25 protein-coding genes are annotated in these 25,000 nt (G+C 61.5%); 10 read left to right on the forward strand and 15 right to left on the reverse strand.

Going from position 1 to position 25,000, the window contains the following annotated elements; all coding sequences use genetic code 11:
• Nucleotides 1–452: 452 nt before the first annotated feature.
• The 3 genes from gyrA to B5527_RS21360 form a co-directional block, all read right to left on the reverse strand.
• Nucleotides 453–3,185 (reverse strand): DNA gyrase subunit A, encoded by a 2,733-nt coding sequence (gyrA, locus tag B5527_RS21350; RefSeq protein WP_079603291.1) that lies wholly within the window; start codon nucleotides 3,183–3,185, stop codon nucleotides 453–455.
• Between the two features lie 221 nt (nucleotides 3,186–3,406).
• Entirely contained in the window at nucleotides 3,407–3,805 is a 399-nt protein-coding gene (locus tag B5527_RS21355; protein WP_079603292.1) for a DUF2306 domain-containing protein, read from the reverse strand.
• A gap of 285 nt (nucleotides 3,806–4,090) precedes the next feature.
• The gene (locus B5527_RS21360) at nucleotides 4,091–4,585 is read right to left on the reverse strand and encodes a single-stranded DNA-binding protein (protein ID WP_079603293.1); all 495 of its coding nucleotides are present in this window, start codon (nucleotides 4,583–4,585) and stop codon (nucleotides 4,091–4,093) included.
• A gap of 424 nt (nucleotides 4,586–5,009) precedes the next feature.
• On the opposite strand from B5527_RS21360, the gene B5527_RS21365 reads away from it, so the two are divergent.
• From B5527_RS21365 to B5527_RS21375, 3 genes are all read left to right on the forward strand, one after another.
• Nucleotides 5,010–5,756, forward strand: coding sequence for an outer membrane protein (locus tag B5527_RS21365; RefSeq protein ID WP_079603294.1), 747 nt, complete (start codon nucleotides 5,010–5,012; stop codon nucleotides 5,754–5,756).
• 248 nt (nucleotides 5,757–6,004) lie between these two features.
• Nucleotides 6,005–9,127 (forward strand): excinuclease ABC subunit UvrA, encoded by a 3,123-nt coding sequence (gene uvrA, locus B5527_RS21370; RefSeq protein ID WP_079603295.1) that lies wholly within the window; start codon nucleotides 6,005–6,007, stop codon nucleotides 9,125–9,127.
• A 432-nt stretch (nucleotides 9,128–9,559) separates the two neighbouring features.
• Complete coding sequence (locus B5527_RS21375) at nucleotides 9,560–10,210, forward strand: hypothetical protein (RefSeq protein WP_197689323.1); 651 nt, start codon at nucleotides 9,560–9,562, stop codon at nucleotides 10,208–10,210.
• Between the two features lie 116 nt (nucleotides 10,211–10,326).
• Here B5527_RS21375 and B5527_RS21380 read toward each other — a convergent pair whose 3' ends face one another.
• The 3 genes from B5527_RS21380 to B5527_RS21390 form a co-directional block, all read right to left on the reverse strand.
• Nucleotides 10,327–10,767: a hypothetical protein gene (locus B5527_RS21380; RefSeq protein ID WP_079603296.1), complete on the reverse strand. Its 441-nt coding sequence runs from the start codon at nucleotides 10,765–10,767 to the stop codon at nucleotides 10,327–10,329.
• A 2-nt stretch (nucleotides 10,768–10,769) separates the two neighbouring features.
• Nucleotides 10,770–11,591 (reverse strand): hypothetical protein, encoded by an 822-nt coding sequence (locus B5527_RS21385; RefSeq protein ID WP_079603297.1) that lies wholly within the window; start codon nucleotides 11,589–11,591, stop codon nucleotides 10,770–10,772.
• A 237-nt stretch (nucleotides 11,592–11,828) separates the two neighbouring features.
• Nucleotides 11,829–12,026 (reverse strand): DUF433 domain-containing protein, encoded by a 198-nt coding sequence (locus tag B5527_RS21390; RefSeq protein ID WP_079603298.1) that lies wholly within the window; start codon nucleotides 12,024–12,026, stop codon nucleotides 11,829–11,831.
• 237 nt (nucleotides 12,027–12,263) lie between these two features.
• Here B5527_RS21390 and B5527_RS47385 point away from each other — a divergent pair, with 237 nt between their 5' ends.
• From B5527_RS47385 to B5527_RS21410, 4 genes are all read left to right on the forward strand, one after another.
• A complete protein-coding gene (locus B5527_RS47385; protein WP_154072429.1) occupies nucleotides 12,264–12,470 on the forward strand; it encodes a hypothetical protein in 207 nt (68 codons plus the stop codon).
• A gap of 272 nt (nucleotides 12,471–12,742) precedes the next feature.
• Nucleotides 12,743–13,066, forward strand: a complete 324-nt coding sequence (locus tag B5527_RS21400) for a hypothetical protein (protein WP_079603300.1) — start codon at nucleotides 12,743–12,745, stop codon at nucleotides 13,064–13,066.
• Nucleotides 13,067–13,385: 319 nt separating this feature from the next.
• The gene (locus B5527_RS21405) at nucleotides 13,386–13,730 is read left to right on the forward strand and encodes an ArsR/SmtB family transcription factor (RefSeq protein ID WP_079603301.1); all 345 of its coding nucleotides are present in this window, start codon (nucleotides 13,386–13,388) and stop codon (nucleotides 13,728–13,730) included.
• 7 nt (nucleotides 13,731–13,737) lie between these two features.
• Nucleotides 13,738–14,259: an SRPBCC family protein gene (locus B5527_RS21410; RefSeq protein WP_079607415.1), complete on the forward strand. Its 522-nt coding sequence runs from the start codon at nucleotides 13,738–13,740 to the stop codon at nucleotides 14,257–14,259.
• Here B5527_RS21410 and B5527_RS21415 read toward each other — a convergent pair.
• From B5527_RS21415 to B5527_RS47145, 6 genes are all read right to left on the reverse strand, one after another.
• A complete protein-coding gene (locus B5527_RS21415; RefSeq protein ID WP_154072430.1) occupies nucleotides 14,225–14,734 on the reverse strand; it encodes a hypothetical protein in 510 nt (169 codons plus the stop codon). The two genes, B5527_RS21410 and B5527_RS21415, sit on opposite strands and share 35 nt — an antisense overlap.
• A gap of 218 nt (nucleotides 14,735–14,952) precedes the next feature.
• A complete protein-coding gene (locus tag B5527_RS21420) occupies nucleotides 14,953–15,768 on the reverse strand; it encodes an AAA family ATPase (protein WP_079603303.1) in 816 nt (271 codons plus the stop codon).
• 1,029 nt (nucleotides 15,769–16,797) lie between these two features.
• A complete protein-coding gene (locus B5527_RS21430; RefSeq protein WP_079603305.1) occupies nucleotides 16,798–17,667 on the reverse strand; it encodes a PCC domain-containing protein in 870 nt (289 codons plus the stop codon).
• A gap of 2 nt (nucleotides 17,668–17,669) precedes the next feature.
• Nucleotides 17,670–19,319 carry an acyl-CoA synthetase gene (locus B5527_RS21435; protein WP_276329341.1) on the reverse strand — a complete coding sequence of 550 codons (1,650 nt, stop codon included), beginning with the start codon at nucleotides 19,317–19,319 and terminating at the stop codon, nucleotides 17,670–17,672.
• A complete protein-coding gene (locus B5527_RS21440) occupies nucleotides 19,316–19,516 on the reverse strand; it encodes a hypothetical protein (protein WP_079603306.1) in 201 nt (66 codons plus the stop codon). The genes B5527_RS21435 and B5527_RS21440 overlap by 4 nt, the downstream gene beginning before the upstream one ends.
• 139 nt (nucleotides 19,517–19,655) lie before the next feature.
• Entirely contained in the window at nucleotides 19,656–19,784 is a 129-nt protein-coding gene (locus B5527_RS47145) for a hypothetical protein (RefSeq protein WP_276329342.1), read from the reverse strand.
• Nucleotides 19,785–19,896: 112 nt separating this feature from the next.
• Between B5527_RS47145 and B5527_RS21445 the strand changes: the two genes are divergently transcribed.
• Nucleotides 19,897–20,169: a GNAT family N-acetyltransferase gene (locus B5527_RS21445; RefSeq protein ID WP_079603307.1), complete on the forward strand. Its 273-nt coding sequence runs from the start codon at nucleotides 19,897–19,899 to the stop codon at nucleotides 20,167–20,169.
• A 112-nt stretch (nucleotides 20,170–20,281) separates the two neighbouring features.
• Here B5527_RS21445 and B5527_RS21450 read toward each other — a convergent pair whose 3' ends face one another.
• Together B5527_RS21450 and B5527_RS21455 are read right to left on the reverse strand one after the other, a co-directional pair.
• Complete coding sequence (locus tag B5527_RS21450; RefSeq protein WP_079603308.1) at nucleotides 20,282–21,073, reverse strand: fumarylacetoacetate hydrolase family protein; 792 nt, start codon at nucleotides 21,071–21,073, stop codon at nucleotides 20,282–20,284.
• Nucleotides 21,074–21,217: 144 nt separating this feature from the next.
• Nucleotides 21,218–21,625 carry a DUF3597 domain-containing protein gene (locus B5527_RS21455; protein ID WP_079603309.1) on the reverse strand — a complete coding sequence of 136 codons (408 nt, stop codon included), beginning with the start codon at nucleotides 21,623–21,625 and terminating at the stop codon, nucleotides 21,218–21,220.
• Nucleotides 21,626–22,006: 381 nt separating this feature from the next.
• Between B5527_RS21455 and B5527_RS21460 the strand changes: the two genes are divergently transcribed.
• On the forward strand, nucleotides 22,007–22,921 hold the full coding sequence (locus tag B5527_RS21460; RefSeq protein ID WP_079603310.1) for a DUF2189 domain-containing protein: 915 nt from the start codon (nucleotides 22,007–22,009) through the stop codon (nucleotides 22,919–22,921).
• Between the two features lie 269 nt (nucleotides 22,922–23,190).
• Nucleotides 23,191–23,937 (forward strand): lytic murein transglycosylase, encoded by a 747-nt coding sequence (locus B5527_RS21465; RefSeq protein WP_079607417.1) that lies wholly within the window; start codon nucleotides 23,191–23,193, stop codon nucleotides 23,935–23,937.
• Between the two features lie 50 nt (nucleotides 23,938–23,987).
• Here B5527_RS21465 and B5527_RS21470 read toward each other — a convergent pair whose 3' ends face one another.
• A complete protein-coding gene (locus B5527_RS21470) occupies nucleotides 23,988–24,248 on the reverse strand; it encodes a hypothetical protein (protein WP_079603311.1) in 261 nt (86 codons plus the stop codon).
• Between the last annotated feature and the right edge of the window lie 752 nt (nucleotides 24,249–25,000).

A 25,000-nucleotide genomic window follows, 5' to 3' on the forward strand; every position in this document is an offset into this window, starting at 1 on the left:
GTTGATGGTTCAGTCCGACAAGTCGCGCATTTTTTCGTCAGGGCCGGGCTTGCCCCGGCCATCCACGCCTTTCCTGCCGCCGCCGCAATAAAACGTGGATGCCCGGGACATCTAGAGACGAAATTAGATTGAGCTGCAGCGAAAACTTCACCTCTCCCATAGGGAGAGGTCGGCGCGTAGCGCCGGGTGAGGGGTTACGGTCTATCGTTGATGCGGCACCCCCTCACCCGATTTGCTGCGCAAATCGACCTCTCCCCGCTGGGGAGAGGTGGAGGGCACACCGATTCAACTTAAAACCATCTTGCTCTAACGCGAAGACGCGCTTCGCGCTTTTGCCCGGGCATGACGAGCTTTACACAAAGCCTCGAGCCGGAAATGGCTCCAGGCTGCGCCGCGGCGCGGCCAGCATGGCGCCGGCGCCCGCGAGTGGGCGAATAGCGAAATTTCGTTCGCTACTCGCCATTGCCTCCATTGCCGTTTCCGTTCTCGGTGTCCTCGCCGATGTGCTCGACTGACACCACGTGCTCGTCTTCTGCGGTGTCGAACACGATGACGCCCTGGGTCGAGCGGCCGGCGATCCGGATGCCCTCGACCGGACAGCGGATCAATTGCCCCTTGTCGGTCACCAGCATGATCTGGTCGCTGTCTTCGACCGGGAACGAGGCCACCAGCTTGCCGTTGCGGCCGTTCACCGACATCGCGACGATGCCCTTGCCGCCGCGTCCCGTGGTCCGGTATTCGAACGACGACGAGCGCTTGCCGAATCCGTTTTCGCTGATGGTCAGCACGAATTGCTCGCTGGCAGACATTTCGACGTAGCGCTGCTCGCCGAGTTCGATGGCGCCCGACGCGTCCTCGCTGTCGGTCCCCGCCTCTTCTTCGACGCCGCCCCGTCGTACCGCATTGGCGCGGCGCAGATAGGCGGCGCGCTCCTCGGCATCGGCATCCATGTGGAGCAGGATGGTGAGCGAGATCAGCTTGTCGCCTTTGGGCAGCGCGATGCCGCGCACGCCCATCGAGGTGCGGCCCTGGAACACCCGCACGTCGGTGACGGGGAAGCGGATGCACTGGCCGCCGGCGGCGGTCAGCAGCACGTCGTCATGCTCGGTGCAGATCTGCACGTCGACGATCGCCTCGTCGGCGTCGAGCTTCATGGCGATGATGCCGGAGCGGCGGACGTCGACGAAATCCGACAGCTTGTTGCGGCGGACGTTGCCGCCGGTCGTCGCAAACATCACGTCGAGATTGGCCCAGGAGGCTTCATCCTCCGGCAGCGGCATGATGGTGGTGATGCGCTCGCCCTGCTCCAGCGGCAGAATATTGATCAGCGCCTTGCCGCGTCCGTTCGGCGCCGCCACCGGCAGCCGCCAGACCTTCTCTTTGTAGACCTGCCCGCGCGACGAGAAGAACAATACCGGCGTATGGGTCGAGGCCACGAACAGGCGGCTGACGAAATCCTCGTCGCGGGTCTGCATGCCCGAGCGGCCCTTGCCGCCGCGGCGCTGCGCGCGATAGGTCGACAGCGGCACGCGCTTGACGTAGCCGGCATGCGAGACCGTCACCACCATGTCCTCGCGCTGGATCAGGTCCTCGTCCTCGACCTCGTCTTCATGCTCGACGATGACGGTCTTGCGCGGCGTTGCGAATTCCGACTTCACGGCAAGGAGCTCATCCTTGACGATCGTCTGGACGCGGGCGCGCGAGCGCAGGATGTCGAGGTAGTCGGCGATTTCTGCCGCCAGCTTGTCGAGCTCCTCGGAAATCTCCTCGCGCCCGAGCGCGGTAAGCCGCGCCAGCCGCAGTTCGAGAATGGCCTTGGCCTGCTCGAACGACAGCCGCGCGGTGCCGTCTTCGGCCAGCCGATGGCGCGGATCGTCGATCAGCGTGATCATGGCGGCGACGTCCTGGGCCGGCCAGTCGCGCGACATCAGGGTTTCGCGCGCGGTGTTGGGATCCGGCGAGGTCCGGATCACCCGGATGATCTCGTCGATGTTCGCCACCGCAATCGCCAGACCGACCAGGATGTGGGCGCGGTCGCGGGCCTTGTTGAGCAGGAATTTGGTGCGGCGGGTGATCACCTGCTCGCGGAAGGCGATGAACAGCGTCAGCAGGTCCTTCAGGTTCATCACCTGCGGCCGGCCCGAATCCAGCGCCAGCACATTGGCGGCAAAATTGGTCTGCAGCGGCGTGAACCGATAGAGCTGATTCAACACGACTTCCGCCATGGTATCGCGCTTTACTTCCACGACGACGCGGTAACCGTCGCGGTCGGACTCGTCCCGCAGCGCCGTAATGCCCTCGATCTTCTTCTCGCGTTGCAGTTCGCCGATGCGCTCGACCATCGAGGCCTTGTTCACCTGGTAGGGAATTTCCGTGATGATGATGGCTTCGCGGTCCTTGCCGAAGGTCTCGATCTTCACCTTGCCGCGCATCACGATGGAGCCGCGGCCGAGATGATAGGCCGAACGGATGCCCTGGCGTCCGAGGATGACGCCGCCGGTCGGGAAATCAGGGCCCGGAATGATCTTGATGAGGTCGTCGATACTGAGCGCGGGATCATTTATCAGCGCGACGCAGGCGTCGACCACTTCGCCGAGATTGTGCGGCGGAATGTTGGTCGCCATGCCGACGGCGATGCCGCCGGCGCCGTTGACCAGCAGGTTGGGAAATTTGGCCGGAAGGACGCGAGGCTCGCTCTCGGAGCCATCGTAATTCGGCTGGAAATCGACGGTGTCCTCGTCGATATCCCCGAGCACCGCGAGCGCCGACCGGGTCAGACGCGCTTCCGTATATCGATAGGCTGCCGGGGGATCGCCGTCGACCGAGCCGAAATTGCCCTGCCCGTCGATCAGCGGCACGCGCATGGAGAAATCCTGCGCCATCCGGACCATTGCATCGTAAATCGACTGGTCGCCGTGCGGATGATATTTACCGATCACGTCGCCGACGACGCGCGCGGACTTGACGTACTTCTTGTCCGGCGTGTGCCCCTGCTCGTACATCGAATACAGAATGCGGCGATGCACGGGCTTGAGGCCGTCGCGCGCATCGGGCAACGCGCGCGCCACGATCACGCTCATGGCGTAATCGAGGTAGGAGCGTTTCATCTCGTCGAGGATGGATACGGGACGAATATCCGAGGGCGCCGGCGGCTCGCCGGGCTTCTTATCTTCAGGGTCAGACAAAGGGGAATCCGGTCAGTTCTTGATGGGAATCATATAGCGTATCAAGGCCCTCCAAACCACCCCTAACGGCCCTGCGAGAGCGGTTTTTCCCTCCAATTTTTCAGAGACTTACGAAGGTTCCCGGGCCCTCGCGCGAAGGCCATGGAACCAACCCTCTGATCTCCCTGAACGGACCCCGCTTCCGCGACCCGGGATCGCCGCGGAACGGCGCTCAGGGTCCGCTACGGGCCGAACACCACGGTGTGCATGATCCGGCCCGGGAGCAGCGTGAACAGCCCGGCGATGACCAGCGCGCCGGCGAAGGTCAGGATCATGATGCGGCGGTGATCGGCGATCTCGTGCCGGTGCGCCCTCCAGATGCCGAGCGGGACCACCAGCAGCGTGAAGATCGACAGCAGGTGGATCGGGCTCCACGGACCTATCAGCCGGATCTGATGGATCCAGAACGAACTCGCCGCCACCGACATCATCAGGCAAACCCAGATCCAGCCGATGGTGCGATGAGGCAGCGTTCCCTTCGGCGCGGCGAACTGCACCACGCCAAGCACGAAGGCGCTCATCGCCGCGAGGGCATGAAAGGGAATGGCGGGAGCGGCGTTGAGCAGCGGCGCAAGGCTCATGACTCAAGGCTCATGACTCAGGGCTCACGGCGCGCCCCCCGGTTTCGATGTGGGCCCAAACTCCGGATGTGTTGGGTCAACACATCGATGTTAATATATTTAACATCGATGTGCATCACAACTTAAGGCGCGCCGCTTCACGCGCCGTATTTCGTAGGTTTTACAGGCTTATATCAGTCGTTTTACCGATTCGGATTTAGCCCGCAAAAGCTCGCCGGAACGCGAATTCCCGGCGCTGACGGCCGCCCGCCCCACGCGACGACAGGGCACCCGCCCCCGTTGCACTCAGAACGGAATATCGTCGTCCATGTCGCTGTTGCGGGCACCGGCTGCCGCGACGGCGCGGCGCGGCGCGGCGCTGGACGGACCGCCGGAGCCGAAATCGCCGCCGGCGGAATCATCGGGTCCGAAACTGCCGCCGCCGCCGCTGCGGCCATCGAGCATGGTCAGCGTCGAGTTGAAGCCCTGCAGCACCACCTCGGTCGAGTACTTCTCGACGCCGCTCGCGTCGGTCCATTTACGGGTCTGGAGCGCGCCCTCGATGTACACCTTGGCGCCCTTTTTGAGATACTGCTCGACGACCTTGCAGAGCGGTTCGGAGAAGATCACCACCCGATGCCACTCGGTTTTTTCCTTGCGCTCGCCGGTCGCCTTGTCGCGCCAGGACTCGGAGGTCGCCACGCTCAGATTGGCAATCGGACGGCCATCCTGCGTCCGCCGGATTTCAGGATCCTTGCCGAGATTTCCGACCAGAATCACCTTGTTTACACTTCCCGCCATCGCCGCTCTCCACTCCTGGACATCACTGGGTTTGCCGGACGCCAGGCTTTTCGGCCTGAGCGCCGTTATTGCCTTGGGGACCAACTTTGAACCCGACCCTATACGTTCGCCGATCCGGAACGCCTGACGATCCCTTGGTTATCCACATATAGCACTGCCCGCGCGAATGTTCCAGTTTTGTTCCGTCTGGGCGGGCAACAGCGGTATCACAATGCGCCTACCCCCCGCGGCTGTGAAAAAACTATGTAGAATCAACAATTTACACCAAATACACTTGGCCGCTAAGTGTTGCATTTCGGAGACGGATTTTCGGGCTGAATCGGATATCCTGACTCTAGGGATTTTTAGATCGTCGCGGCGATCACTTCACAATTTGAAACGCTTCGGGATTAAGCGAAGCGGACAAAGCCGGGGAGATACTACTATGAAGAGGTTTTTGCTGGCTACGGTTGGTCTCGTTGCACTGGGCATGGCCGGTCCCGCAGCGGCTGCGGATCTTTACACCAAGGCGCCGCCGCCGATGATCCCCGCGGCCTATGATTGGAGCGGCTTCTATACCGGTTTCAACGGCGGCTGGGGATCGAGCCACAAGTGCTGGGATGCACTGCTCCCGAGCGGTGCACTTATAGGCAGCGAAGGTTGCCACGACGCCACCGGTGGCGTCGCCGGCGGTCAGATGGGTTATCGCTGGCAGACCAGTTCATGGGTGTTCGGCGTCGAAGGCCAGGGCGACTGGGCCGATCTTCGCGGCTCCAACGTCAGTGTGCTTTTCCCGACTTTCACCAACAGCTCGAAGGTCGATGCGTTCGGATTGTTCACCGGCCAGGTCGGCTATGCCTGGAACACCGTGCTGGCCTACGTGAAGGGAGGCGCTGCGGTGACTGCTGATCGTTTCAGTGTGTCGACCACGGCCGGTAACGTGCTCGCCGGGGTCACCGGCGATCAAACCCGCTGGGGTGGCACGGTCGGGGCCGGCCTTGAATTCGCCTTCGCGCCGGACTGGTCGGCCGCCATCGAGTACGATCATTTGTTCATGCAGGACAAGAGCACGACGTTTATCGACCCGGTGGCCGGTTTCCTGTTCGGCAGCGACCGCATCCGCCAGGATGTCGATCTCGTCACCCTGCGCATCAATTACCGCTGGTTCGGCCCTACCATTCCGAAGTACTGACCTCAGTCTGAACTGAGCCTCCCAAACTAAGCAAAGGCCGGCCTCGCGCCGGCCTTTTTATTTGCACCTAGCCGCATACGCCCTGCCTGCAACCCGCTCCGCAACAAACCGTTGATGGCTTGCAGGGAGCACTGGATATCCGCGCCCGTTCTTCCTATGTTCCGAGCTCACCCATTGGCGTCCGATCGCCCGGTTTTCCGGAAGATGCGCGCCTGAACGCGGCGCGAGGCGCGCCTGGAAATGCCGATATGGATGAAGTGATCAGGGCGAAGCGCCAGCAGACCGCCGCGTCGGGCACGCGCGCGATAACGATACGCGGCGCGCGCGAGCATAATCTCAAGAACATCGACCTGGAAATACCGCGCGACCGGCTGGTGGTCTTCACGGGGTTGTCGGGCTCGGGCAAATCCTCGCTCGCCTTCGATACCATCTATGCCGAGGGGCAACGGCGCTACGTCGAATCGTTGTCGGCCTATGCGCGCCAGTTCCTCGAGATGATGCAGAAGCCGGACGTCGACCAGATCGACGGCTTGTCTCCTGCCATCTCCATCGAGCAGAAGACCACTTCGAAAAATCCGCGCTCCACCGTCGGCACCGTCACCGAAATCTACGACTACATGCGGTTGTTGTGGTCGCGGGTCGGCGTGCCCTATTCGCCCGCGACCGGCTTGCCGATCGAGAGCCAGATCGTCTCGCAGATGGTCGATCGCGTGCTGGCGCTGCCGGAGGGCACCCGCCTCTATCTGCTGGCGCCTGTGGTGCGCGGCCGCAAGGGCGAGTACCGCAAGGAACTCGCCGAATATCTCAAGAAGGGATTTCAGCGCGTCAAGATCGACGGCACCTTTCACGAACTGGCGGAAGCGCCGGTGCTCGACAAGAAATTCCCGCACGACATCGACGTGGTGGTCGACCGCATCGTGGTCCGGCCGGACATCGGCCAGCGGCTGGCGGAAAGTTTTGAAACCGCGCTCAAGCTCGCCGAGGGCCTGGCGGTGATCGAATATGCGGATGCGCCGGCGGCTCAACCATCATCCTTCGAGACGCGCCCGGCGGGCGCTCCCTCGGTGAGCGCGGAGCGCTCATCCGGGGATGAGGACGGAGCGAAACGCTCGAAGGCAGGCAAGCGGGGCTCTCTCCCTCATCCTGAGGAGGCGCAAAGCGCCGTCTCGAAGGATGAGCCTGCCGCGAAGAAGGTCGCAAAAATCCACGACAAGAGCGGGCCGGAGCGGATCCTGTTCTCGGAGAAATTCGCCTGCCCGGTTTCCGGATTCACGATTCCCGAAATCGAGCCCAGACTCTTTTCCTTCAATAACCCTTACGGCGCCTGCCCCGCCTGCGGCGGGCTCGGCGTCGAGCAGCACATCGACGAAGAGCTTGTCATTCCCGACAAGGAACTGAGCCTGCGCAAGGGCGCGATCGCGCCGTGGGCGAAATCATCCTCGCCGTATTACGTGCAGACCCTGACCGCGCTCGGCAAATTCTACAAGTTCACGCTCGAAACAAAATGGAAGGACCTGCCGAAGAAGACGCAAAACGCGATCCTCCATGGTTCGGGCGAAGACGAGATCAAATTCTCCTATGAAGACGGCGTCCGCTCCTACGACACCAAGAAGCCGTTCGAGGGCGTCATCACCAATATCGACCGCCGCTACCGCGAGACCGAAAGCGAATGGGCGCGCGAGGAGCTCGGCAAGTATTTCTCCGATATTCCCTGCGAGGCCTGCCACGGCTATCGGCTGAAGCCGGAAGCGCTCTGCGTCAAGATCGGCGGCAAGCACATCGGTGAAATCTCGGAATTGTCTGTGCTGCGCGCCGGCGAATGGTTCGAGACCGTGCCGAAGGCGCTCAACGCGCAGCAGAACGAGATCGCGACGCGGGTCCTGAAGGAGATCCGCGAGCGGCTGTCGTTCCTGCTCGATGTCGGGCTGAATTACCTGACGCTGGCGCGCGCCTCCGGCACCCTGTCCGGTGGCGAAAGCCAGCGCATTCGGCTGGCGTCGCAGATCGGCTCGGGGCTGACCGGCGTGCTCTATGTGCTGGACGAGCCCTCGATCGGCCTGCACCAGCGCGACAATGCGCGGCTCTTGGAAACGTTGAAGCGGCTGCGCGACCTCGGCAATACCGTGATCGTGGTCGAGCACGACGAGGATGCCATTCGCCTCGCCGACCACGTCGTTGATGTCGGCCCCGGCGCCGGCATGCATGGCGGCCATATCGTCGCCCAGGGCACGCCGTCGGACATCATGAACAATCCGGCCTCGCTGACCGGAAAATATCTCACCGGCGAATTGTCGGTGCCGATCCCGGAGCGCCGGCCGCCGAACCATCGCCGCACCATCAAGGTGATCAACGCCCGCGGCAACAATCTGAAAAACGTCTCGGCGGAGATTCCGCTGGGCCTGTTCACCTGCGTCACCGGAGTCTCCGGCGGCGGCAAGTCGACGCTGCTGATCGACACGCTCTACAAGGCGATCGCGCGCAAGCTCAACAATGCCAGCGAGGGCGCCGCCCCGCACGACCGCATCGAAGGGCTGGAGCATATCGACAAGATCATCGACATCGACCAGTCGCCGATCGGCCGCACCCCGCGCTCGAACCCGGCGACCTATACCGGCGCGTTCACGCCGATCCGCGAATGGTTCGCCGGCCTGCCGGAGGCGAAAGCGCGCGGCTACGAGCCCGGGCGGTTTTCCTTCAACGTCAAGGGCGGCCGCTGCGAGGCCTGCCAGGGCGACGGCGTCATCAAGATCGAGATGCACTTCCTGCCCGACGTCTACGTCACCTGCGACGTCTGCAAGGGCAAACGCTACAACCGCGAGACCTTGGAAGTGCTGTTCAAGGGCAAGTCGATCGCCGACGTCTTGGACATGACCGTCGAGGAAGCCGCCGACTTCTTCAAGGCGGTGCCGCGCGTGCGCGAAACCTTTAAGACATTGCACCGCGTCGGCCTGGATTACATTCACGTCGGCCAGCAGGCGACCACGCTGTCCGGCGGCGAAGCCCAGCGCGTCAAACTCGCCAAGGAGCTAAGCAAGCGCGCCACCGGCCGCACGCTCTACATCCTGGACGAGCCGACCACCGGCCTGCATTTCCACGACGTCGCAAAACTGCTGGAAGTGCTGCACGAGCTGGTGTCGCAAGGCAACACGGTCGTCGTCATCGAGCACAATCTCGAAGTGATCAAGACCGCGGACTGGGTGATTGACCTCGGCCCCGAAGGTGGCGACGGCGGCGGCGAAATCGTCGCCTGGGGCCCGCCGGAGGATATCGTGAAAGCGCCGCGCAGCTACACGGGCAAATTCCTGGCGCCGGTGCTGGCGCGGGAGAGCGGCGGGAAGAGGAAACGCGGGACGAGCGAGGCGGCGGAGTGAGGTGCTACAAAACTTTGCCTAAAGAATGGGGCTGTTGGGGCAGGCCGAACCTGCTGCAGCGCGCGCCATATCTATCAGGAGGATAGATGAAGTGGAGACAACGCACTCTCGATGATATTGCCGATATGATCTGCGGCAATGGCGAGGGCACGCCGTTCGTCTACCGTAGCAGCAGTTACATTACCCGTTTCTTTCGAGATGCTGACACAGACTTCGCACACGATGGATCAACACGCGCGGCTTGGGTCTCCAGCGTACTCGAACAAATCCTAGCCGAACCCCATAATGACGCACAAACGCCGCCGCTGTCTTTCTGTCGGGTCATCGCGACGCTGATGGACGTCGGTGACGCGACCGACGGCGATCCCGATCGTACTACCGCGCTCTCCAAATTGAATACCGCCCTAACGCGCGAAGGGTATGAAGCGTTCTATGCGACGGATCGCATATGCTATCTTCGGCCACATCGGTACAGGCGCGATCGCCGCACCGGCCGCGAACCCGCATCGTCCGCTTTCAAAAAACGAACAAGTCCGCCGCGAGCTTCTTGCCGCCTTTCTTGACGGCGCATCAGAAGATGACCTGATACAAGACGTACTCTTGCCTCTGTTTCGTCAGCTTGGTTTTCATCGCGTCAGCGCCGCCGGTCATAAGGATAAAGCACTCGAATACGGCAAAGATATCTGGATGCGCTACACTCTGCCGACACAACATGTACTGTATTTTGGCTTGCAGGCCAAACGTGACAAGCTTGATGCGGCCGGCATGAGTAAGGGCGGCACGGCGAATATCGGTGAGATACTTAATCAAGTCACGATGATGCTCGGGCACGAGATATTCGATCCAGAAACTAGTCGTCGCGTACTGGTCGATCACGCATTTATTGTTGCCGGCGGACAGATCACCAAGGCAGCAAGAAATTGGCTCGGCGAAAGGCTGGATGCCTCCAAACGTAGTCAGGTTATGTTCATGGACCGCGAGGACATCTTGAATCTTTTCATCGTAGCAAATGTTCCCCTGCCCGCGGCGGCCCTGCCGCTTTCCCGCAGAGGAACTTTAATTGACGACAATATTCCGTTTTAGCTCGTAGCACGTAGGGCGCAATACCGGAGCGTATTCCGTCCTCTTCGATCACTACGCCAAATCGTTCACCGCGCGGAGGTAGCCGTCCGCATTAGCCGACTGCGTCTCGCCAATCACTACTTCTTGCCCATCAGAATTGCGGCCAGCCCTATCAGCGTCCCAAGAATTCCGACAGCACCTGGCACCCACATCAAAAACATTTCGAGGCGCGCTTTCTGTTCGGCGCGAACTGCCGAGCGGACGGTATTGATACCGAGCTCAGTTAACGATGTTCGGCCCATCTGGTCACCGTCCCACATCGTTTTATCTTCCCGTGGCGGAATAGGAACGATCAACTGCGACGCTTTCGATACAAGAAATCTTGAGTGAGCTGCGCGTACGTCGTTTTGATATTCGAAGTAGTCCTGCGCAGCGTATTGATCCATCTCATACCGTTCGTCGCGCGCGGCTTTTCGCTTTTTCGCTTCTTCCATCCGCGCGTTATTTGCGCCCTCTATGCCGTCCCAGCTTCGGGCAAGATTCCACAATTTCCATCGTAGCTGAAGGTAATCGAACATCGCTATTTGGCCCACTCGAAAACATCGATCGTTACCTTCGTAATCCGAAGCGCAAGGGCGTACGCAAGAAGAAACGGCCAGATCACCAATTGACCTAAGCCATACACAATCTCAGCCTCTTCGTCTCGCGGGGCAGCCGTTTGCGCTGGTGCGCTCCGCATATACGCGGCCCAGTCGTCGAGCCTCACCTGTATGACAGACAATGGAGAGAACAAGCTCGGGTTTGCCTTCAGCTTTTCGATCGGGAACATTCTGCTGTACGGCATCGTCACTGCATTTGAGAATTTTTCCCTAAGGCCCTTTATCTGTTCGGCGGATAGATGTGGCTTTATCTCCTCCGAAAATCGTTTCAAGCCTTCGCAGGGTGTCGCAGATGCGCGCACCATCACGTCGCCGCACAGAAACGTAGAGAGGTCTTTCAGAGACGAGACGACCTGCTCCCGGATGGGCTCTTCGCCACTTTGATGAGCCGCGACAAATATCTTTGTCAGGACAATTTCCCGTTGATTGGAATAAGCGGCGGCGAATAACAGCAAGCCAATTGCAGCAGTTCCGAGATACCAGTAATCGATCCTGCGCACCTTCCGCTGTGTGAGATTTTGCGTGAACGCATAATTTGAATGAGTTGTGCTGAGAAACGACAAGAAGGCGAGAACGAGATATGTGATAAACCCTGTTCCGAAATAGACGGCAAAGCCGAGAGCAATTGCAAAGATTAGCCATCCCGCAGTAGACGCATAGCCGACGATACGGCGCCCTCGCGGAAACGAGTTGTATATCGCAAACACCTCCCGGAGCGTTTTCGGCTTTGCCTTGTCGGCCATCACAACCCCCAGTCCCCAAGCGATTCGATCGCTCGCATGCTAAACTAGTGGGACTGAAGAAACCCGCAGCAGTTGCATTGGGCCGGAAGCGTGCCGCAGCAGGCCGGCTGCGTTGAGGTAGAGCTCGTAGGGCGGAATAGCGGAGCGTATTCCGCCTCTTTCGTCCGTCGGCGCGGCGCAATACGCTCGCTATTGCGCCCTACAGTCCTATTCCGCCGCGATGATGGGATGGTCGGCCTAACGAGCCGCAAACGCCAGGACCGCATCAATATCCGCGCTTTCGAGATATGGATAATCCGCAAGGATTTCCTCCCGCGATTGTCCGGCCGACAGCATGCCCAGAATATCCGCGACCGTAATACGCAAGCCACGAATGCATGGGCGGCCATGCATCTGTTTGGGATCTATCGTAATTCTCGTCAAAAGGTCTGACATTCGGCACCTTCGACCTCAACATACCAAGACAAAACAAAGTTTGTCAGGAGATCATGCTCGTAGGGCGGACGTCCGTCCGCGCGCGGCGCAATACGGTACGCTGCTGCAGCCTCTGGTGCCTACGTGGTCCGTCGCACGCTACTTCCGTCGGCGTCGTGTTCGTTTAACCGCACGGCTTCGGCCGGAATTGAGCCTTCCCAGCCGCTTCGCATTGGCCGCGACATGCCGTCGATATCGATGAACTATTTCGTCGCTCGACGCACCAGCCATCAGGCTTGCGGTAGCCTCCATGGCCGCGGCTATCTTTTCGCTGACCATTCGTTCAGCTTCGCGCCGGGCGCGTTTGCCGCCACGCATCAGCTTCATCATCCGAAGCGCAACGACGCCATTCGCTTCCAGCGCCAACATCATCAAAGGATTGAACATCCGCCGCCCTCTACATAGCGGTCCCGGGCAAAACAACCGCGAAAAGCATGATCGAGACCGGGATCGCTGTCGACCCTGAGAAAGCACCTCTGCAAAGCCCATGATGGCTCCATAGGTGCGCTGTTCAACTAATTCACCACCTCAAGAGTTCCGCTTGGGGGGCGTTCGGCGAATGCGTTGTCGGACACGTCCTTGTTTAGAACAAAGATCGCTTTTGTTTGGAACAAAGATCGAAGTTCACGAATAGCCGCGGACAATGAGACAAAGCGATGTCAGGGGTACTTCTCCGAATGCCCAGCCCCATCTACGCCCTCTTCCGCAACGCCATCCTCGCCGAGCAGCAGGTGCTCTGCACCTATGACGGACGCCATCGCGAATTGTGTCCTCACATCATTGGCACCAACAGGGCTGGCGAGGAAGCCGTGCTGGCGTGGCAGTTCGCCGGAGAGAGCAGCGGCAAGCTGCCGCAATGGCGGTGCCTGAAACTCGCCAACGTCAGAAACGCCCGAGCACGCAGTGGCCGGTGGTACGAGGGCGGCTCTCACAAGACGACGCAGAAGTGCGTGACCGCGATCGATCTCGACATCAACGTTCACGTTCGTAGGTTGCGCTAATGGGTTGCCGATCGACTACAAAGCGACGGAAAACACGCCGAAGCGACCAATGACGGAGCGCATAGCGGGGAGCCGGTAGGGCGGAATAGCAGAGCGTATTCCGCCTCTTTCGCAAACTCCCACATGCGGCGCAATACGCGGAATTTATCATCGGGCGCGCATTCGCGCGACCCGGTGGCTATTGCGCCCTACTGACCTGACTCGATGCCGGGCAGGAGTTGTTTGTGGGCGGAGCCGAGCTTGTCGTACGCGTCGTGCCGATTTCCGTCGCCGCAATATATTCGTTGACACGAATATTCTTGTACAACAATATACGAAGATGAATTCTGAGACGCTTGCTGCGCTAGGCGAACCCAATCGACTTCGAATAGTTGAGCTGCTTCGTGCAGGACCTCGGCCGGTGAACGACATCCGTGGCCGGCTGGGGCTCAGGCAATCGCAAGTTTCCCAGCATCTCAAGGTGCTCAAGGATGTAGGCTTGGTTGAAATGGAGCCGCGCGCGCAGCAGCGGTTCTACCGACTACGCGCGCAGCCCCTGAAGCAACTTCACAAATGGCTCGACCGTTACCGGCACATCTGGGAAGAGCGTTTCGAGCAGCTGGACGAGATCATCGAGGAACTCAAGCGAAAGGAGAAATCGGATGCAGCGGGCAAGGACAGGTGAGAGCAACATGAGAAACGAAACGATTGTGGAACGGACGGCCGACCGTGAGCTGGTCGTCAGGCGCACGTTCAATGGACCGGCGCATATCGTCTTCGACGCATGGACCAAGCCGGAGCTCCTGAAACGATGGTGGGCGCCCAAGTCCTTCGGCGTGTCGCTCTTCGAGTGCGAGTCTGACCTGCGCGTGGGAGGAACCTATCGCTACGCGTTCGGGCGCGACCCAAGGAATCCGGAGGTGTTTTCAGGACGGTATATAGAGGTGAGATCGCCCTCACGGCTTGTCCTCACACAGGTCTATGAGCGGATGCGCGACGCGGGTGAGGCCGTAGTCACAGCCACCTTCGAGGAGAGCGAGGGCAGAACTCTTCTTACTCTGCACCAGCTTTTCCCTAGCAAGGAAGCGTTGGAAGGCGCGCTCGCCTCCGGGATGGAGCACGGAATGCGTGTGACGCTCGACCAACTCGATGAACTGGTCGCCAGCAATCGACAGAATGTCAACGCGACGTTGCAGCGTCCGACCGCAGGCTGAAACCGGAAATCGGGATCTCGGCGTATCGCTGTTCCGGCACGCCCCCATGCTTGAATCCGAGCTTTGTCTGTCGGACCTCTTCTTCCATCGTGACCAGGACCGGCGGATATTCACCGATGATGAATGCTGCCCGCTCGAGGGTCAGGGTTGTCCGCTCATCCAGCAGCATCTGATACATCACGCTGAGCGGGCGGGCATGTTCGAACGTGAGTTTCCTTTTCCAGTCCTCGTCGCCCGACGCCCGCACCAGCGCGGCCGCGTCACTAATGCGGTGACAGGTCTTCCAATTCTCCTTCATGAAAGTCCCGCATTCCAGGTAGAGCGAGACTCCCGAAAGCATTTTCTTGGTGACCGCGCTCGGTTTGACCCCCGCCTTGGCGCAATCGCACAACGCGTTGATCAGGATGCGGGCTTTCTTCGCCGCCAACGTCTTATCGTGGATCGAGTATGGCATTTGCCCAGACAGTGATGCCATGAATTCAAATTACCTCGCAAGGGCGCCTCTTCCCCTCTCCCCTTGTGGGATAGGGTGGCTTCGCCACCGGGTCGGCACGAAGCGCCGCCCGATGATAAACTCCACGAAGACGGCTGAGGGGTTCTCTCCGCGGATGCAGACCCCTCATCCGTCGCGGACTGCGTCCGCGCCACCTTCTCCCACAAGGGGAGAAGGAAAAAGACCAGCAGACCGTGCCATCAAAACTGATCGGCCTCCCGGCGACGGGGTGTCCATTCATCGATCACCGCTTCCACAAACCCCGCCGGATCGGCGCAGAACTCGCGCATGACCTTGTAGTGATCGGTCTGCTCGACGGTCACCGGCTCCAGCCCGTATTTCGACAGCCGCAGCAGCCGCGCGCCGGGATACGCCATCAGCATGGGCGAGTGCGTGGCCATGACGACCTGGCAAATCGTGGACTCCTCCATCCGCCGCATCAGCTTCAAGAATTCCATCTGGCGCGCAGGCGACAGCGCGGCTTCCGGCTCGTCGAAGATGAAAATGCCCTGCCGCTGGCAGCGCTGTTCGAAGAACCGCAAAAAACCTTCGCCGTGCGAATACGAGAGGAAGTCAGGCGGGATGCCGGCGGCAACGCCGGGAATATCTTCGGCATTGACCTCGTCCTGGTATCTCGCGACCGAGAAAAAACTCTCGGCGCGGAAGAACCAGCCGTTGGTGATCCTCGGCAGCCAGCTCGCGCGCAGCGCCTCGGAAAGCTGGCCGCCCATCGCCTCAACCGCATTGGAGTGATCGACCGGCCGATATCCCTTGCCGCCGCCGGCTTCGTCATAGCCGGCCAGCACCGCGATCCCTTCCAGCAGCGTGGACTTGCCGGTGCCGTTTTCACCGGCGATGATGGTGATGGGCCGGTCGAAATCCAGGTCGAATTCGTCGCGCAGGAACGGCAGGCAGAACGGATAGGCCGCGCGGTCGGGAACGCGGGAAGGGTCGAGCCAGATGCGCCTGAGGTAAGGCGCGGGCATGCCGATGGTACGGTTTCGTTTTGAACTCATGGTCCCGCCCCCCGCGCCGCATGGTTGCGACTTAAGACTTCGCCTTCAGGTGGTGGAACGTAACAGGAACACGCCGCGTGTGGAAGGGGATATTTCGCCACGACGGTGCGCCCCCTCTCCCGCTCTTGCGGGGGAGGGTTGGGGTGGGGGTGCCAGCCAAGCAACGGATCTAGCGTGGTGAGAGTTTCCCCCACCCGCCGCGCTCTTGCGAGCGCGTCGACCTCCCCCGCAAGCGGGAGAGGTAGAGTGCGTTTGCTCGCCGCGTGCGCGAACAAGGCGCTACTGATTTGCCCGTCAGGCTGTTTCGCAACGACCTTGTCCAGCCCCTTTTGAAAAAATATTCTGTTTTTCCGAATACGCAAATCAGTCTATATCCCTCGCCGTCCACCCCATGGAGGGGCGTATCGCGATCGTCACGGACGCGGGGTTGGATGCGATGGACGGGGGCGGCGCCGATGACGAAAGCGCCTGCTCGCGGACGGCGAAGACGTGTGGTCCTGACACCCCGACGCTGGTGTCAAGTTTGCGGATTAATCCGCGTAACGACGGTGGCAAGAAAGCCGATCACCGGGGAGAGCACGGTATAAGCCGTAGACCATTGCGTGCGGGAATGTCGGGTGTTTTCCGATGGCTCGCTGTGAATACTCGTGTGCATACTTACTACCAATAGCGCACACGAGGCTGCGGGTGCATCGGGCGCCCGGCATTCCCCACGCCCTCTGTTTTCAGGGCGGAAGTTTTTGGCAAACCTCGGGCGCACCGCGCCGCGGGATCGCGAACGTGTATCTCATCGTCATTGCGAGCGAAGCGAAGCAATCCATGGAGCAGCAAGCAAGAAAGCTGGATTGCTTCGCTTCGCTCGCAATGACGGTCTTGGCTGTTTGACAAATGAATCGGAAGTTACTCGTTGCATTGCAGTTAGTCGTCATGCCCGGCCTTGCGCCGGGCATCCACGTCTTTGCTGCACGAACGCAAGCAAGACGTGGATGGCCGGGACGAAGCCCGGCCATGACGAAAAATGTATCGCCTTCAGTCGCCCTCGCCCAGCACTTCCAGCACCAGCTCCATCGTCATCAGCACCGGATTGTCGCCGCGCACGAGCCGGCCCTCGGCGAGGCCACCGGTATAGTCGACGAGGGCGACGTCGAGATCGGCTTTCAACGCGCCGTCGCCGCCGGATGCGATCAGGCCCGAGCGTACCGCCAGTTCGGTCGCGAAGGGTTCGACGATGCGGCCATTCGCAAAACGTGCGCCGATGGTGCTGCCGACGCCGCCATGGAGTTTCGCGCGTGTGATGCCCCGCTCGCGACAGAACGTCTCCAGGGCATTGGCAAAATCCTGGTTCGGCCGCAGCCGCAGCGCGAAGGCGCGACTCGTTGCTTTGGCACCGTTGGCGTCAGAGCACACCGGCCCGAACAACCTGAAATTGGTCTCGGGGTCAGGCTCCGCCGTGAACACCGCGCCATCGATACCGAACGCTTCCACTGCAAAAGGCTCGGCGACTACGGTCTCCTCAGGCAGGATATGGCCGCCTTTGATGCGCCCGTCCGCTTCCGTCCACAATCCATGGCAATGGAAGAAGGGCGCGCCGTCGCGCTGGCCCAACGTCATCGCCGCCAGCTTGAGCCGTGTGACTCCGGCGGGACGGAAAGTGTCGCTGTAGAACGCCGCGTTCGCGCCGGTCTTCGACAGCGCCGGCATCACATAGGCGAAGGGGCCGAGCGCGCCTCCCCCGATGTTGAGCACACCGCCGGCAAAGCCTTCCGCCGCAAAGCCGCGGCGCGCGGCTTCCAGCAGCGGCACGCCCGCTTCCAGCGTGAAGGAGAAGGCGCGGCCCCTCGCCTCGACCCACTGAATACGCTCGGGCGCGGACGGGCCGGGCTGCACGATACTTCGCATCGTCAGCTTTTCTCTTTCGCGACGACGTCGAGCAGACCGCGCGCTTCCAGTTCGTCGCGCACCAGCCGCTTCGGTATCTTGCCATAGCCCGACTTCGGCAGCGCCTCCCAGAAGAAGAACCGTTTTGGCATCTTGTAGCGCGGCACTTTCGGAGCAAGGAAAGCGGCCATGTCAGCTTCGGTCACCGCGCTTGCGCCCTCGCGCGCGACGCAGACGGCGATGCCCACCTCGCCCCAGAACGGATCGGGCACGCCGAGCACCGCCACCTCGCCGATCGCGGGATGGGTGAGAATCTTCTCCTCGACCTCGCGCGGGTAGATGTTGGATCCGCCTGAAATGTACATGTCCGAGGCGCGGCCGGTGATATAGACAAAATCTTCTTCATCCATATGGCCGAGATCGCCGGTGCGGAACCAGCCGTTGCGGAACGCCTTGGCGTTGGCCTCGGGGTTGTCGTAATAGCCGGCGAACACGGCGGGGCCGATCACGCAGATCTCGCCGGTCTCGAACGGTTTCAACTCGCTTCCGTCGTCGTCCTGGATCGCGACCTGCATGCCCGTGCGCGCGAAACCGCAGGTGCCGATCCGCGCATGCGGGCCGTCCTCGGGGTCGTGCAGATCAGGCGGCAGCACCGTGATGTTGCCGGTCACCTCGCCGAGGCCGAAATACTGCACCAGCACCTTGCCGAGCTTGTTCAGCGCGGCCATCTGGTCCTCGCGGTACATCGGGGCGCCCGCATAGATGATGTAGCGCAGCGAGGAATGATCGTAGCGGTCGACCGCGGGGTGTTCGACCATCATCTTCAGAATGGTCGGCACCGTGAAGATGTTGCTGACGCGATGCCGCTCGATCAGCCGGAACGCCTCGTCGATATCGAACCGCTCCGTGGAAAGCAGGATGGTCGGCACGCCGCGCGCGGTTTGCACGAGCTGATGCACGCCGGCGCCGTGCGACAACGGCGCGACCACCAGGGAAGCGTCATTCTCGGTGGTGCCCGGCATGAGGTCGGCGAGATGGTTGGTGATGACAAACGCCATCTGGCCGTGGGTCAGCACCGCCGCCTTGGAACGGCCTGTCGTGCCCGACGTAAAGAAGAACCAACAGGGGTCGTCGTAGTCGACACCGGCCTCCCCGATTGCGGCGCCGGCGTGCGCGGCGATCGCGTCGCTGACGGATGTTTCGCCGAACGCGCCCTCGCCGATCCGCCATGTGAAGGCGAGCGCCGGGCTCGAAGCCTGCACGGCAGCCGCATGGTCGGGAAAATCGCCATGGCACAGAAAGGCCTTGGCGCCGGAGGCTGTGCCGAGATACGCGACCTCATCCGGCATCAGCCTGAAATTGGTCGGCACCCAGACCGCGCCGAGCCGGAAGGCTGCGAACATCGACCAGAACATCTCGTCGCAATTCTTGGAATGAACCAGGATGCGGTCGCCCTTGACGATGCCGCGCGCCGCCAGCGCCGCCGCCAGTGCCGAGACAAGGCGGTCGATCTCGCGCCAGGTCCAGGACCTCTCGCCCCAGATGAAACCGATGCGGTCGCCGTGCCGGCGCCCATTCTGGGTAACGAGATGAGCAAGGTTCATCACCCGGCGCGAGATCGGCGTCACGCCGCCCGGTGGCGCAGCCGGGGTGGTGGTCGTCTTGCCCCTCACCTGCGCCCCATCCAGACGCCGGCCGCCAACAGCACCACGCCGATCACGCCGGAAACGATCCCGTGCTTGTAATGCATGCGCGCCACGCCGGCCTCGTGGCCAGGGAAAAAGCCCGGCAATTGATCCGACGGCACCAGGAAATACACGGCGGCGACGACGAGCAGGACGACGCCGAGCAAGGTCAGTACGAGTTTCATCGATGGTTCCTCTTGCAATGGACGCGCAATCTGCGGACCCGGTTTCGCTGGCCTCGCCTGCTGGCAAATTTGAACCAGATTCACGGGCGCATGTTAATGGTCCCGGCGAGCCCTCACCTCGAAATCGTTTGCCTCGCCCTCACCGCACCCCGGTGCCGCCACAACGCTGGCATTTGACGACCTTGTCGCCCTTCTTCAAAAGGCCCTTGCCCTCGCAATTCTTGCACTTCTGCTTTTTCTTGATGTTCGGACCCTTGTCGTTGGCCATGGTCGTCTCTGCGCGATGATTATGTAACCATGCACGCGTTCTGGTCTATAAGCACGGCCTAAACCGATCGATAAACACCCCGAGGATGCCGACCTGGTGAAATGAGCCCGACATGACCGAAGTCCGCGACAACAAGGCGAAAAGCCGCTTCGAACTCGATGTCGAGGGCACGGTGGCATTCGCGAATTATCGCCTTTCGCCATCGACGGTCATCATCACCCACACCGAGACGCCGCGCGCGTTGCGCGGCCGCGGCATCGCCTCGCAACTGGTCGAGGGCGCGCTGCAACTGATCCGCGCCGACGGATTGAAGGTCGTCGCCGGCTGCGGATTCGTGGTGGACTATCTGCAAAAACACCCGGAGTTCGCGGATCTGGTGGGGTGATCCCCCAACCGTCGTTCCGGGGCGACGCGAAGCGTCGAACCCGGAACCCGGAGATGATCAGCGCGAGATTCCGGGTTCGCGCTTGCGCGCGCCCCGGAATGACGAGTTGAACTCAGACAATCCGGATCGACATGTCCGGCAGGCCTTCCAGCTTGCACAGCAGCACGTCGCCCTTGACGACGGGGCCGACATTGTCCGGGGTGCCGGAATAAATAATGTCGCCGGCCTTGAGTTCGAACGCCTCGGACAGTTTTGCGATCTGCTCGGCGACGCTCCAGATCATCTTGTCCAGGTTGGAATCCTGCCGCACCTTACCGTTGACGGCCAGCGAGATCGCGCCCTTGGTGAAATGCCCGGTTTTCGTCACCGGATGAATCGGGCCGAGCACCGCGGCATGATCGAAACTCTTGCCAATTTCCCACGGCTTTTTCTCGGCCGCCATGCCGTTTTGGAGATCGCGCCGGGTCATGTCGAGGCCGAGCGTGTAACCGTAGACGTGATCAAGCGCCTGCTCGACGGGAATATTGGTGCCGCCGGATTTCAGCGCCGCCACCAGTTCAACCTCATGGTGATAGTTTTTGGTGAGCGAAGGATAGGGGTGATCGGCCACCGTGCCGATCGCGACGTTCTGGATCGCATCGGTCGGCTTCTGGAAAAAGAACGGCGGCTCCCGCGTCGGGTCGGAGCCGCGCTCGATCGCATGCGCGGCGTAGTTGCGGCCGATGCAATAGATGCGGCGCACCTGAAATACGTCGGTCTCGCCGACGATCGGGATCGTCGTCATCGGCACCGCGAAGATCGGTTTCGGACCGGCTTGCGCCGCGGCCGGGGCGCTTTGCGTCGCCGCACCCGCCAGCGCCAGCGCGCCCGTTGCCAGCATGGTCCTGCGATCGAGGGTATTCATGGCGTCTCCCTGCCTTTCCCGTACTTGTTCGACGGCGTATCTAGACCGCCACGCCGCGCCGGGCAAGGCGATGCCTGCGGACACGCGTTGGCATAAAAAAGGCCACGCGACAGCGCGGGCCTTTCAGATGGCGTCGGACCACCGCTACCACTTGATATCGGGCGGCAGCTTGCCGCCGTTGGCGGCGAGCTTGGCCATCACCTGCTTGTGCAGCCAGACGTTCATGGTGGCGGAATCATTGCTGTCGCCGGTGTAACCGAGTTCCTTGGCGAGTTCCTTGCGCGCACCGAGGCTCGAATCGATATCGAGCGCCTTCATCAGATCGACGATCGAGGTGCGCCATGCCAGCTTTTCCTTCTGGGCGGCGACCGCCTTGTCCAGGATCGCCGCGACATCGACGCTCTGCGCCGGCGCAGCCGGGGCAGACGACGGTGCGGCTGCCGAACCGGTACTCGTTGCCGCGCCGCCGCTTGCGGGTGTGGCGCTGCCGGCAGGTGCGGCGTCGGCCTTGGTGCCAAGGATCGCGCTCATGATTTTGCCGAAAATACTCATCGTTTGCTCCCAATGAACTCGAGATCGTTGTGAAGAGCTTGAGCGGCACTTTGTCGGCTGCCGGCAGCGCCGGGCCGGATCGTCAGGACTTTAACCGCCGCAAAGAGACTTGCCAATGCGGGACAAGGCCGCGGTGAGCTTAGCGGAGACCGTGTGACTGCCGCGTGACATCCGCCGGGTTGCGCTGCGGCACATAGTTTCACTGAAGCGTGAGCGACGGTGCCGATGATTGGGAGTAGGCTGAGCGTTCAGTTCGCGACACGGCCAGTTCTGGTTTCCTGTCTTCGCGTCTGGCCTGATCGAGATCGTTTCTGCCAACGGCCCGTTTGCGCCATCGACCGGCGCAACGTCCGGCCGCTGCGGCACGGGAGATAAACGACCATGGCCACTCCATACCCCGGCAATGTCACCCCACTGGCTCAGCCCGCGCCAGACACCGCGGCTGGACCCATCATCAGAACCATCGGCCTGTCCGACCTGCGTGAGGCGCTGCGGCTCGGCTGGGAAGATTTCAAGGCGGTGCCGAGCCACGCCGTCATCCTATGCGTGATCTATCCGGTGCTTGGGCTCGTGCTGGCGCGCACGGTGCTGGGCTATTCGGTGCTGCCGCTGCTGTTTCCGCTGGCCGCCGGCTTTGCGCTGCTCGGCCCTTTCGCCGCGATCGGTCTCTATGAACTCAGCCGTCGCCGCGAGAGCGGCGAACAGGCCTCCGCTTGGGACGCGGTCGAGGTGCTTCGCTCGCCGTCGTTCGGCGCCATGCTTGGGCTCGGAACACTGCTGTTCGCGCTGTTCGTGACCTGGGTGGCCACCGCGCAGGCGATCTACGTGGCGGCCTTCGGGTACGAAGCGGCGGCCGGCATTCCCGATTTCGTCAGCCGCGTGCTGACAACCCCACAGGGATGGTGGCTGATCGTGGTCGGTTGCGGCGTCGGTTTCTTGTTCGCCGTGGTGGCGCTGTGCCTCAGCGTGGTTTCGTTCCCGCTGATGCTCGACCGTCACGCCGGCGCCGGCGATGCCATGGTGACCTCGCTGCGGGCTGTGGCGCGCAATCCGGTACCGATGGCGGCGTGGGGATTGATCGTTGCGGTGCTGCTGGTGTTGGGATCGCTGCCGTTCTTCCTGGGCCTTGCCATCGTCATTCCGCTGCTCGGCCACGCCACCTGGCATCTCTATCGCAAGATGATCGCGCCGGATCCCAATCCGCGGCCGATCCCTCCCCGCCCGCATCGCGAGCGCCGTTCCGCGGCGGATTTCCCGGCCGCCTTGTTTCCGTGGCGGCGCAAGGACAGCGCATAACCCGCGAGAATAGGCAATTTTTGTCAGCCGCCGGTCGAATCGTCGACCGGCGGCTTTCCATGCCGCGGGCTGCGCTACTTTCAGCCGCGGAACTTTGATCGGGGTTGAGCCTTGTTTTGGCCGCGGTTGCCTCGGACATTTCATGCTGCCGGCGACATCCTCCTCAAAGGCGAATCGTTTTGGAGCAAGACCTGCTGACCCCCCGTTTCCTTTTCCGCGCTTTAGCTATCAGCGCTGTCCTGGCGCTGCCGCTCCCGGGCGCGCCGGCGATGGCCGCCACCTGCGGCAGCGGCAATTTTCAGGCTTGGCTCGACGATTTCAAGAATGACGCCGCCGCCAAGGGAATTTCACAAGCTGCGATCTCAGCCGGCCTGGCCGGCGTGACGCTCGATCAAGGGGTGCTTTCCCGGGATCGCTCGCAGCGGGTGTTCAATCAAAGTTTCGAGGAGTTTTCCGGCCGCATGGTGCCTCCCCGGCTCACCCGCGGCGCCAACATGATGAAGCAATATGGATCGGTGCTCGGGCGCATCGAAGAAAGCTATGGCGTGCCGGGCGAGGTCCTGGTGGCGATCTGGGGCCTGGAGACAGATTACGGCGTAAACGTCGGCAAGTTTCCGACCATTCGGTCGCTGGCGACGCTGGCCTATGATTGCCGGCGTTCGGAGGAATTCCGTGCGCAATTGATGGATGCGCTGCGCATCGTCGAGCGAGGCGATCTCGCGCCGTCGGAGATGCGCGGTGCCTGGGCCGGCGAACTCGGCCAGACCCAGTTCATGCCGTCGTCTTACATCAAATACGCCGTGGATTTCGACGGCAACGGCCGCCGCGATCTCCTGCGCAGCGCGCCCGACGTGCTGGCATCGACCGCGAACTATCTTGCGAGTTACGGCTGGCAACGCGGCAAGGACTGGGAGCCCGGCAGCGCCAATTTCGCCGTGATCCAGCAGTGGAACAAGAGTGAGGTCTATGCGAAGACGATTGGGTATTTCGCGAGTCAACTCGCGCACGCGCCTTGAATTGGCCGCCTAAAGGGCCGGCCGCGACGCAACCGGCCCCTCGTGGCAGGTTACTTCGTCATCCCCGCATGCATCGCCTTGCTGAGATGCGCCCCGCACGCGCCCATCTTGCCACCGAGCATCGCGGTCTGAGCCAGCGCGACTTCCTTCTGCGCCGCCGATTTGCCTTCGCCGTCGGCCATGGTTTCGATCATGGATTCGGTCTTCGCCAAGTTTTCGCCACTGCAGCCAGCCATATGCGCGGCGGACGCCGGAACGGTCGAGTAGATCATGGCAGCCATTGCGGCCACTCCGAGTAACTTATTGATCATGTTACTTTCCCCAAGTGTTTAGAACAGAACCAGCGTCATTGCCGGATTCTGCGGAACAATTGATCGCCGATTAACCGAAAGTTGCGGAATGAATTTCGCGCGATGCGAATGTGATCGACGCGTGGCGCAGAGCGTCATGCGCAACGACGCGTTTTCATTACGGCTTGGTAAGGAATCCGGAGACCTGGCGCGTCGTGCCGCGTGTGTGCCAATGCGCTGATGCTGAATTGAGCTCGATCGCATCGCTGGACTCGATACCGCTTTCACACGTCATCATGCGCGACCTCGCTTCATCGTGGGTCGGCGCATCAACGTCCCTGAATTCAAACTGCGGTGCAGCTGGCGGGAGACATGCCGGGCGAAATACCGGGCACTGTACCGGGAGTGACGATCTTCAATCTGCGGGCATCCCGGCCGCAGTCGAGAACAACCGCAGTGAGCTTCGCGCGCGCCAATTCGGGGGGGCGCCGGCTCGCGTCGACTCGGCATCCAGGGCGTAGCCCCAAGCTTAGTCGGAGGCGACAAATTATGAATATAAATTCATTATTTATGGATGCATGCGAATTACGCATGAGGAACTAAATGTCAACTGACGCAAGACCTCGTCGGTCGAGTTCCGGCACCACTTGATTACAAGCCGAATCACCTTCATCTCGAAAACGAAGGTTGTTACAAGGCCTCACCTTTTCGTGCCATTTGTCGGTTTCCCGGTGAAGGCCGGCATCCACTTCATTGCTTCGAGCTGCGGCGAG

It is taken from the genome of Bradyrhizobium erythrophlei (assembly GCF_900129425.1).
GTDB classification, from domain to species: domain Bacteria; phylum Pseudomonadota; class Alphaproteobacteria; order Rhizobiales; family Xanthobacteraceae; genus Bradyrhizobium; species Bradyrhizobium erythrophlei_C.

Coding starts and splice junctions, on each gene's coding strand:
- B5527_RS21355 (WP_079603292.1), bottom strand. CDS start 3,805: ATGAGCCTTGCGCCGCTGCTCAACGCCGCTCCCGCCATTCCCTTTCAT.
- B5527_RS21360 (WP_079603293.1), bottom strand. CDS start 4,585: ATGGCGGGAAGTGTAAACAAGGTGATTCTGGTCGGAAATCTCGGCAAG.
- B5527_RS21365 (WP_079603294.1), top strand. CDS start 5,010: ATGAAGAGGTTTTTGCTGGCTACGGTTGGTCTCGTTGCACTGGGCATG.
- uvrA (WP_079603295.1), top strand. CDS start 6,005: ATGGATGAAGTGATCAGGGCGAAGCGCCAGCAGACCGCCGCGTCGGGC.
- B5527_RS21375 (WP_197689323.1), top strand. CDS start 9,560: ATGCGACGGATCGCATATGCTATCTTCGGCCACATCGGTACAGGCGCG.
- B5527_RS21380 (WP_079603296.1), bottom strand. CDS start 10,767: ATGTTCGATTACCTTCAGCTACGATGGAAATTGTGGAATCTTGCCCGA.
- B5527_RS21385 (WP_079603297.1), bottom strand. CDS start 11,591: ATGGCCGACAAGGCAAAGCCGAAAACGCTCCGGGAGGTGTTTGCGATA.
- B5527_RS21390 (WP_079603298.1), bottom strand. CDS start 12,026: ATGTCAGACCTTTTGACGAGAATTACGATAGATCCCAAACAGATGCAT.
- B5527_RS47385 (WP_154072429.1), top strand. CDS start 12,264: ATGAACTATTTCGTCGCTCGACGCACCAGCCATCAGGCTTGCGGTAGC.
- B5527_RS21400 (WP_079603300.1), top strand. CDS start 12,743: ATGCCCAGCCCCATCTACGCCCTCTTCCGCAACGCCATCCTCGCCGAG.
- B5527_RS21405 (WP_079603301.1), top strand. CDS start 13,386: ATGAATTCTGAGACGCTTGCTGCGCTAGGCGAACCCAATCGACTTCGA.
- B5527_RS21410 (WP_079607415.1), top strand. CDS start 13,738: ATGAGAAACGAAACGATTGTGGAACGGACGGCCGACCGTGAGCTGGTC.
- B5527_RS21415 (WP_154072430.1), bottom strand. CDS start 14,734: ATGGCATCACTGTCTGGGCAAATGCCATACTCGATCCACGATAAGACG.
- B5527_RS21420 (WP_079603303.1), bottom strand. CDS start 15,768: ATGAGTTCAAAACGAAACCGTACCATCGGCATGCCCGCGCCTTACCTC.
- B5527_RS21430 (WP_079603305.1), bottom strand. CDS start 17,667: ATGCGAAGTATCGTGCAGCCCGGCCCGTCCGCGCCCGAGCGTATTCAG.
- B5527_RS21440 (WP_079603306.1), bottom strand. CDS start 19,516: ATGAAACTCGTACTGACCTTGCTCGGCGTCGTCCTGCTCGTCGTCGCC.
- B5527_RS47145 (WP_276329342.1), bottom strand. CDS start 19,784: ATGGCCAACGACAAGGGTCCGAACATCAAGAAAAAGCAGAAGTGCAAG.
- B5527_RS21445 (WP_079603307.1), top strand. CDS start 19,897: ATGACCGAAGTCCGCGACAACAAGGCGAAAAGCCGCTTCGAACTCGAT.
- B5527_RS21450 (WP_079603308.1), bottom strand. CDS start 21,073: ATGAATACCCTCGATCGCAGGACCATGCTGGCAACGGGCGCGCTGGCG.
- B5527_RS21455 (WP_079603309.1), bottom strand. CDS start 21,625: ATGAGTATTTTCGGCAAAATCATGAGCGCGATCCTTGGCACCAAGGCC.
- B5527_RS21460 (WP_079603310.1), top strand. CDS start 22,007: ATGGCCACTCCATACCCCGGCAATGTCACCCCACTGGCTCAGCCCGCG.
- B5527_RS21465 (WP_079607417.1), top strand. CDS start 23,191: ATGGCCGCCACCTGCGGCAGCGGCAATTTTCAGGCTTGGCTCGACGAT.
- B5527_RS21470 (WP_079603311.1), bottom strand. CDS start 24,248: ATGATCAATAAGTTACTCGGAGTGGCCGCAATGGCTGCCATGATCTAC.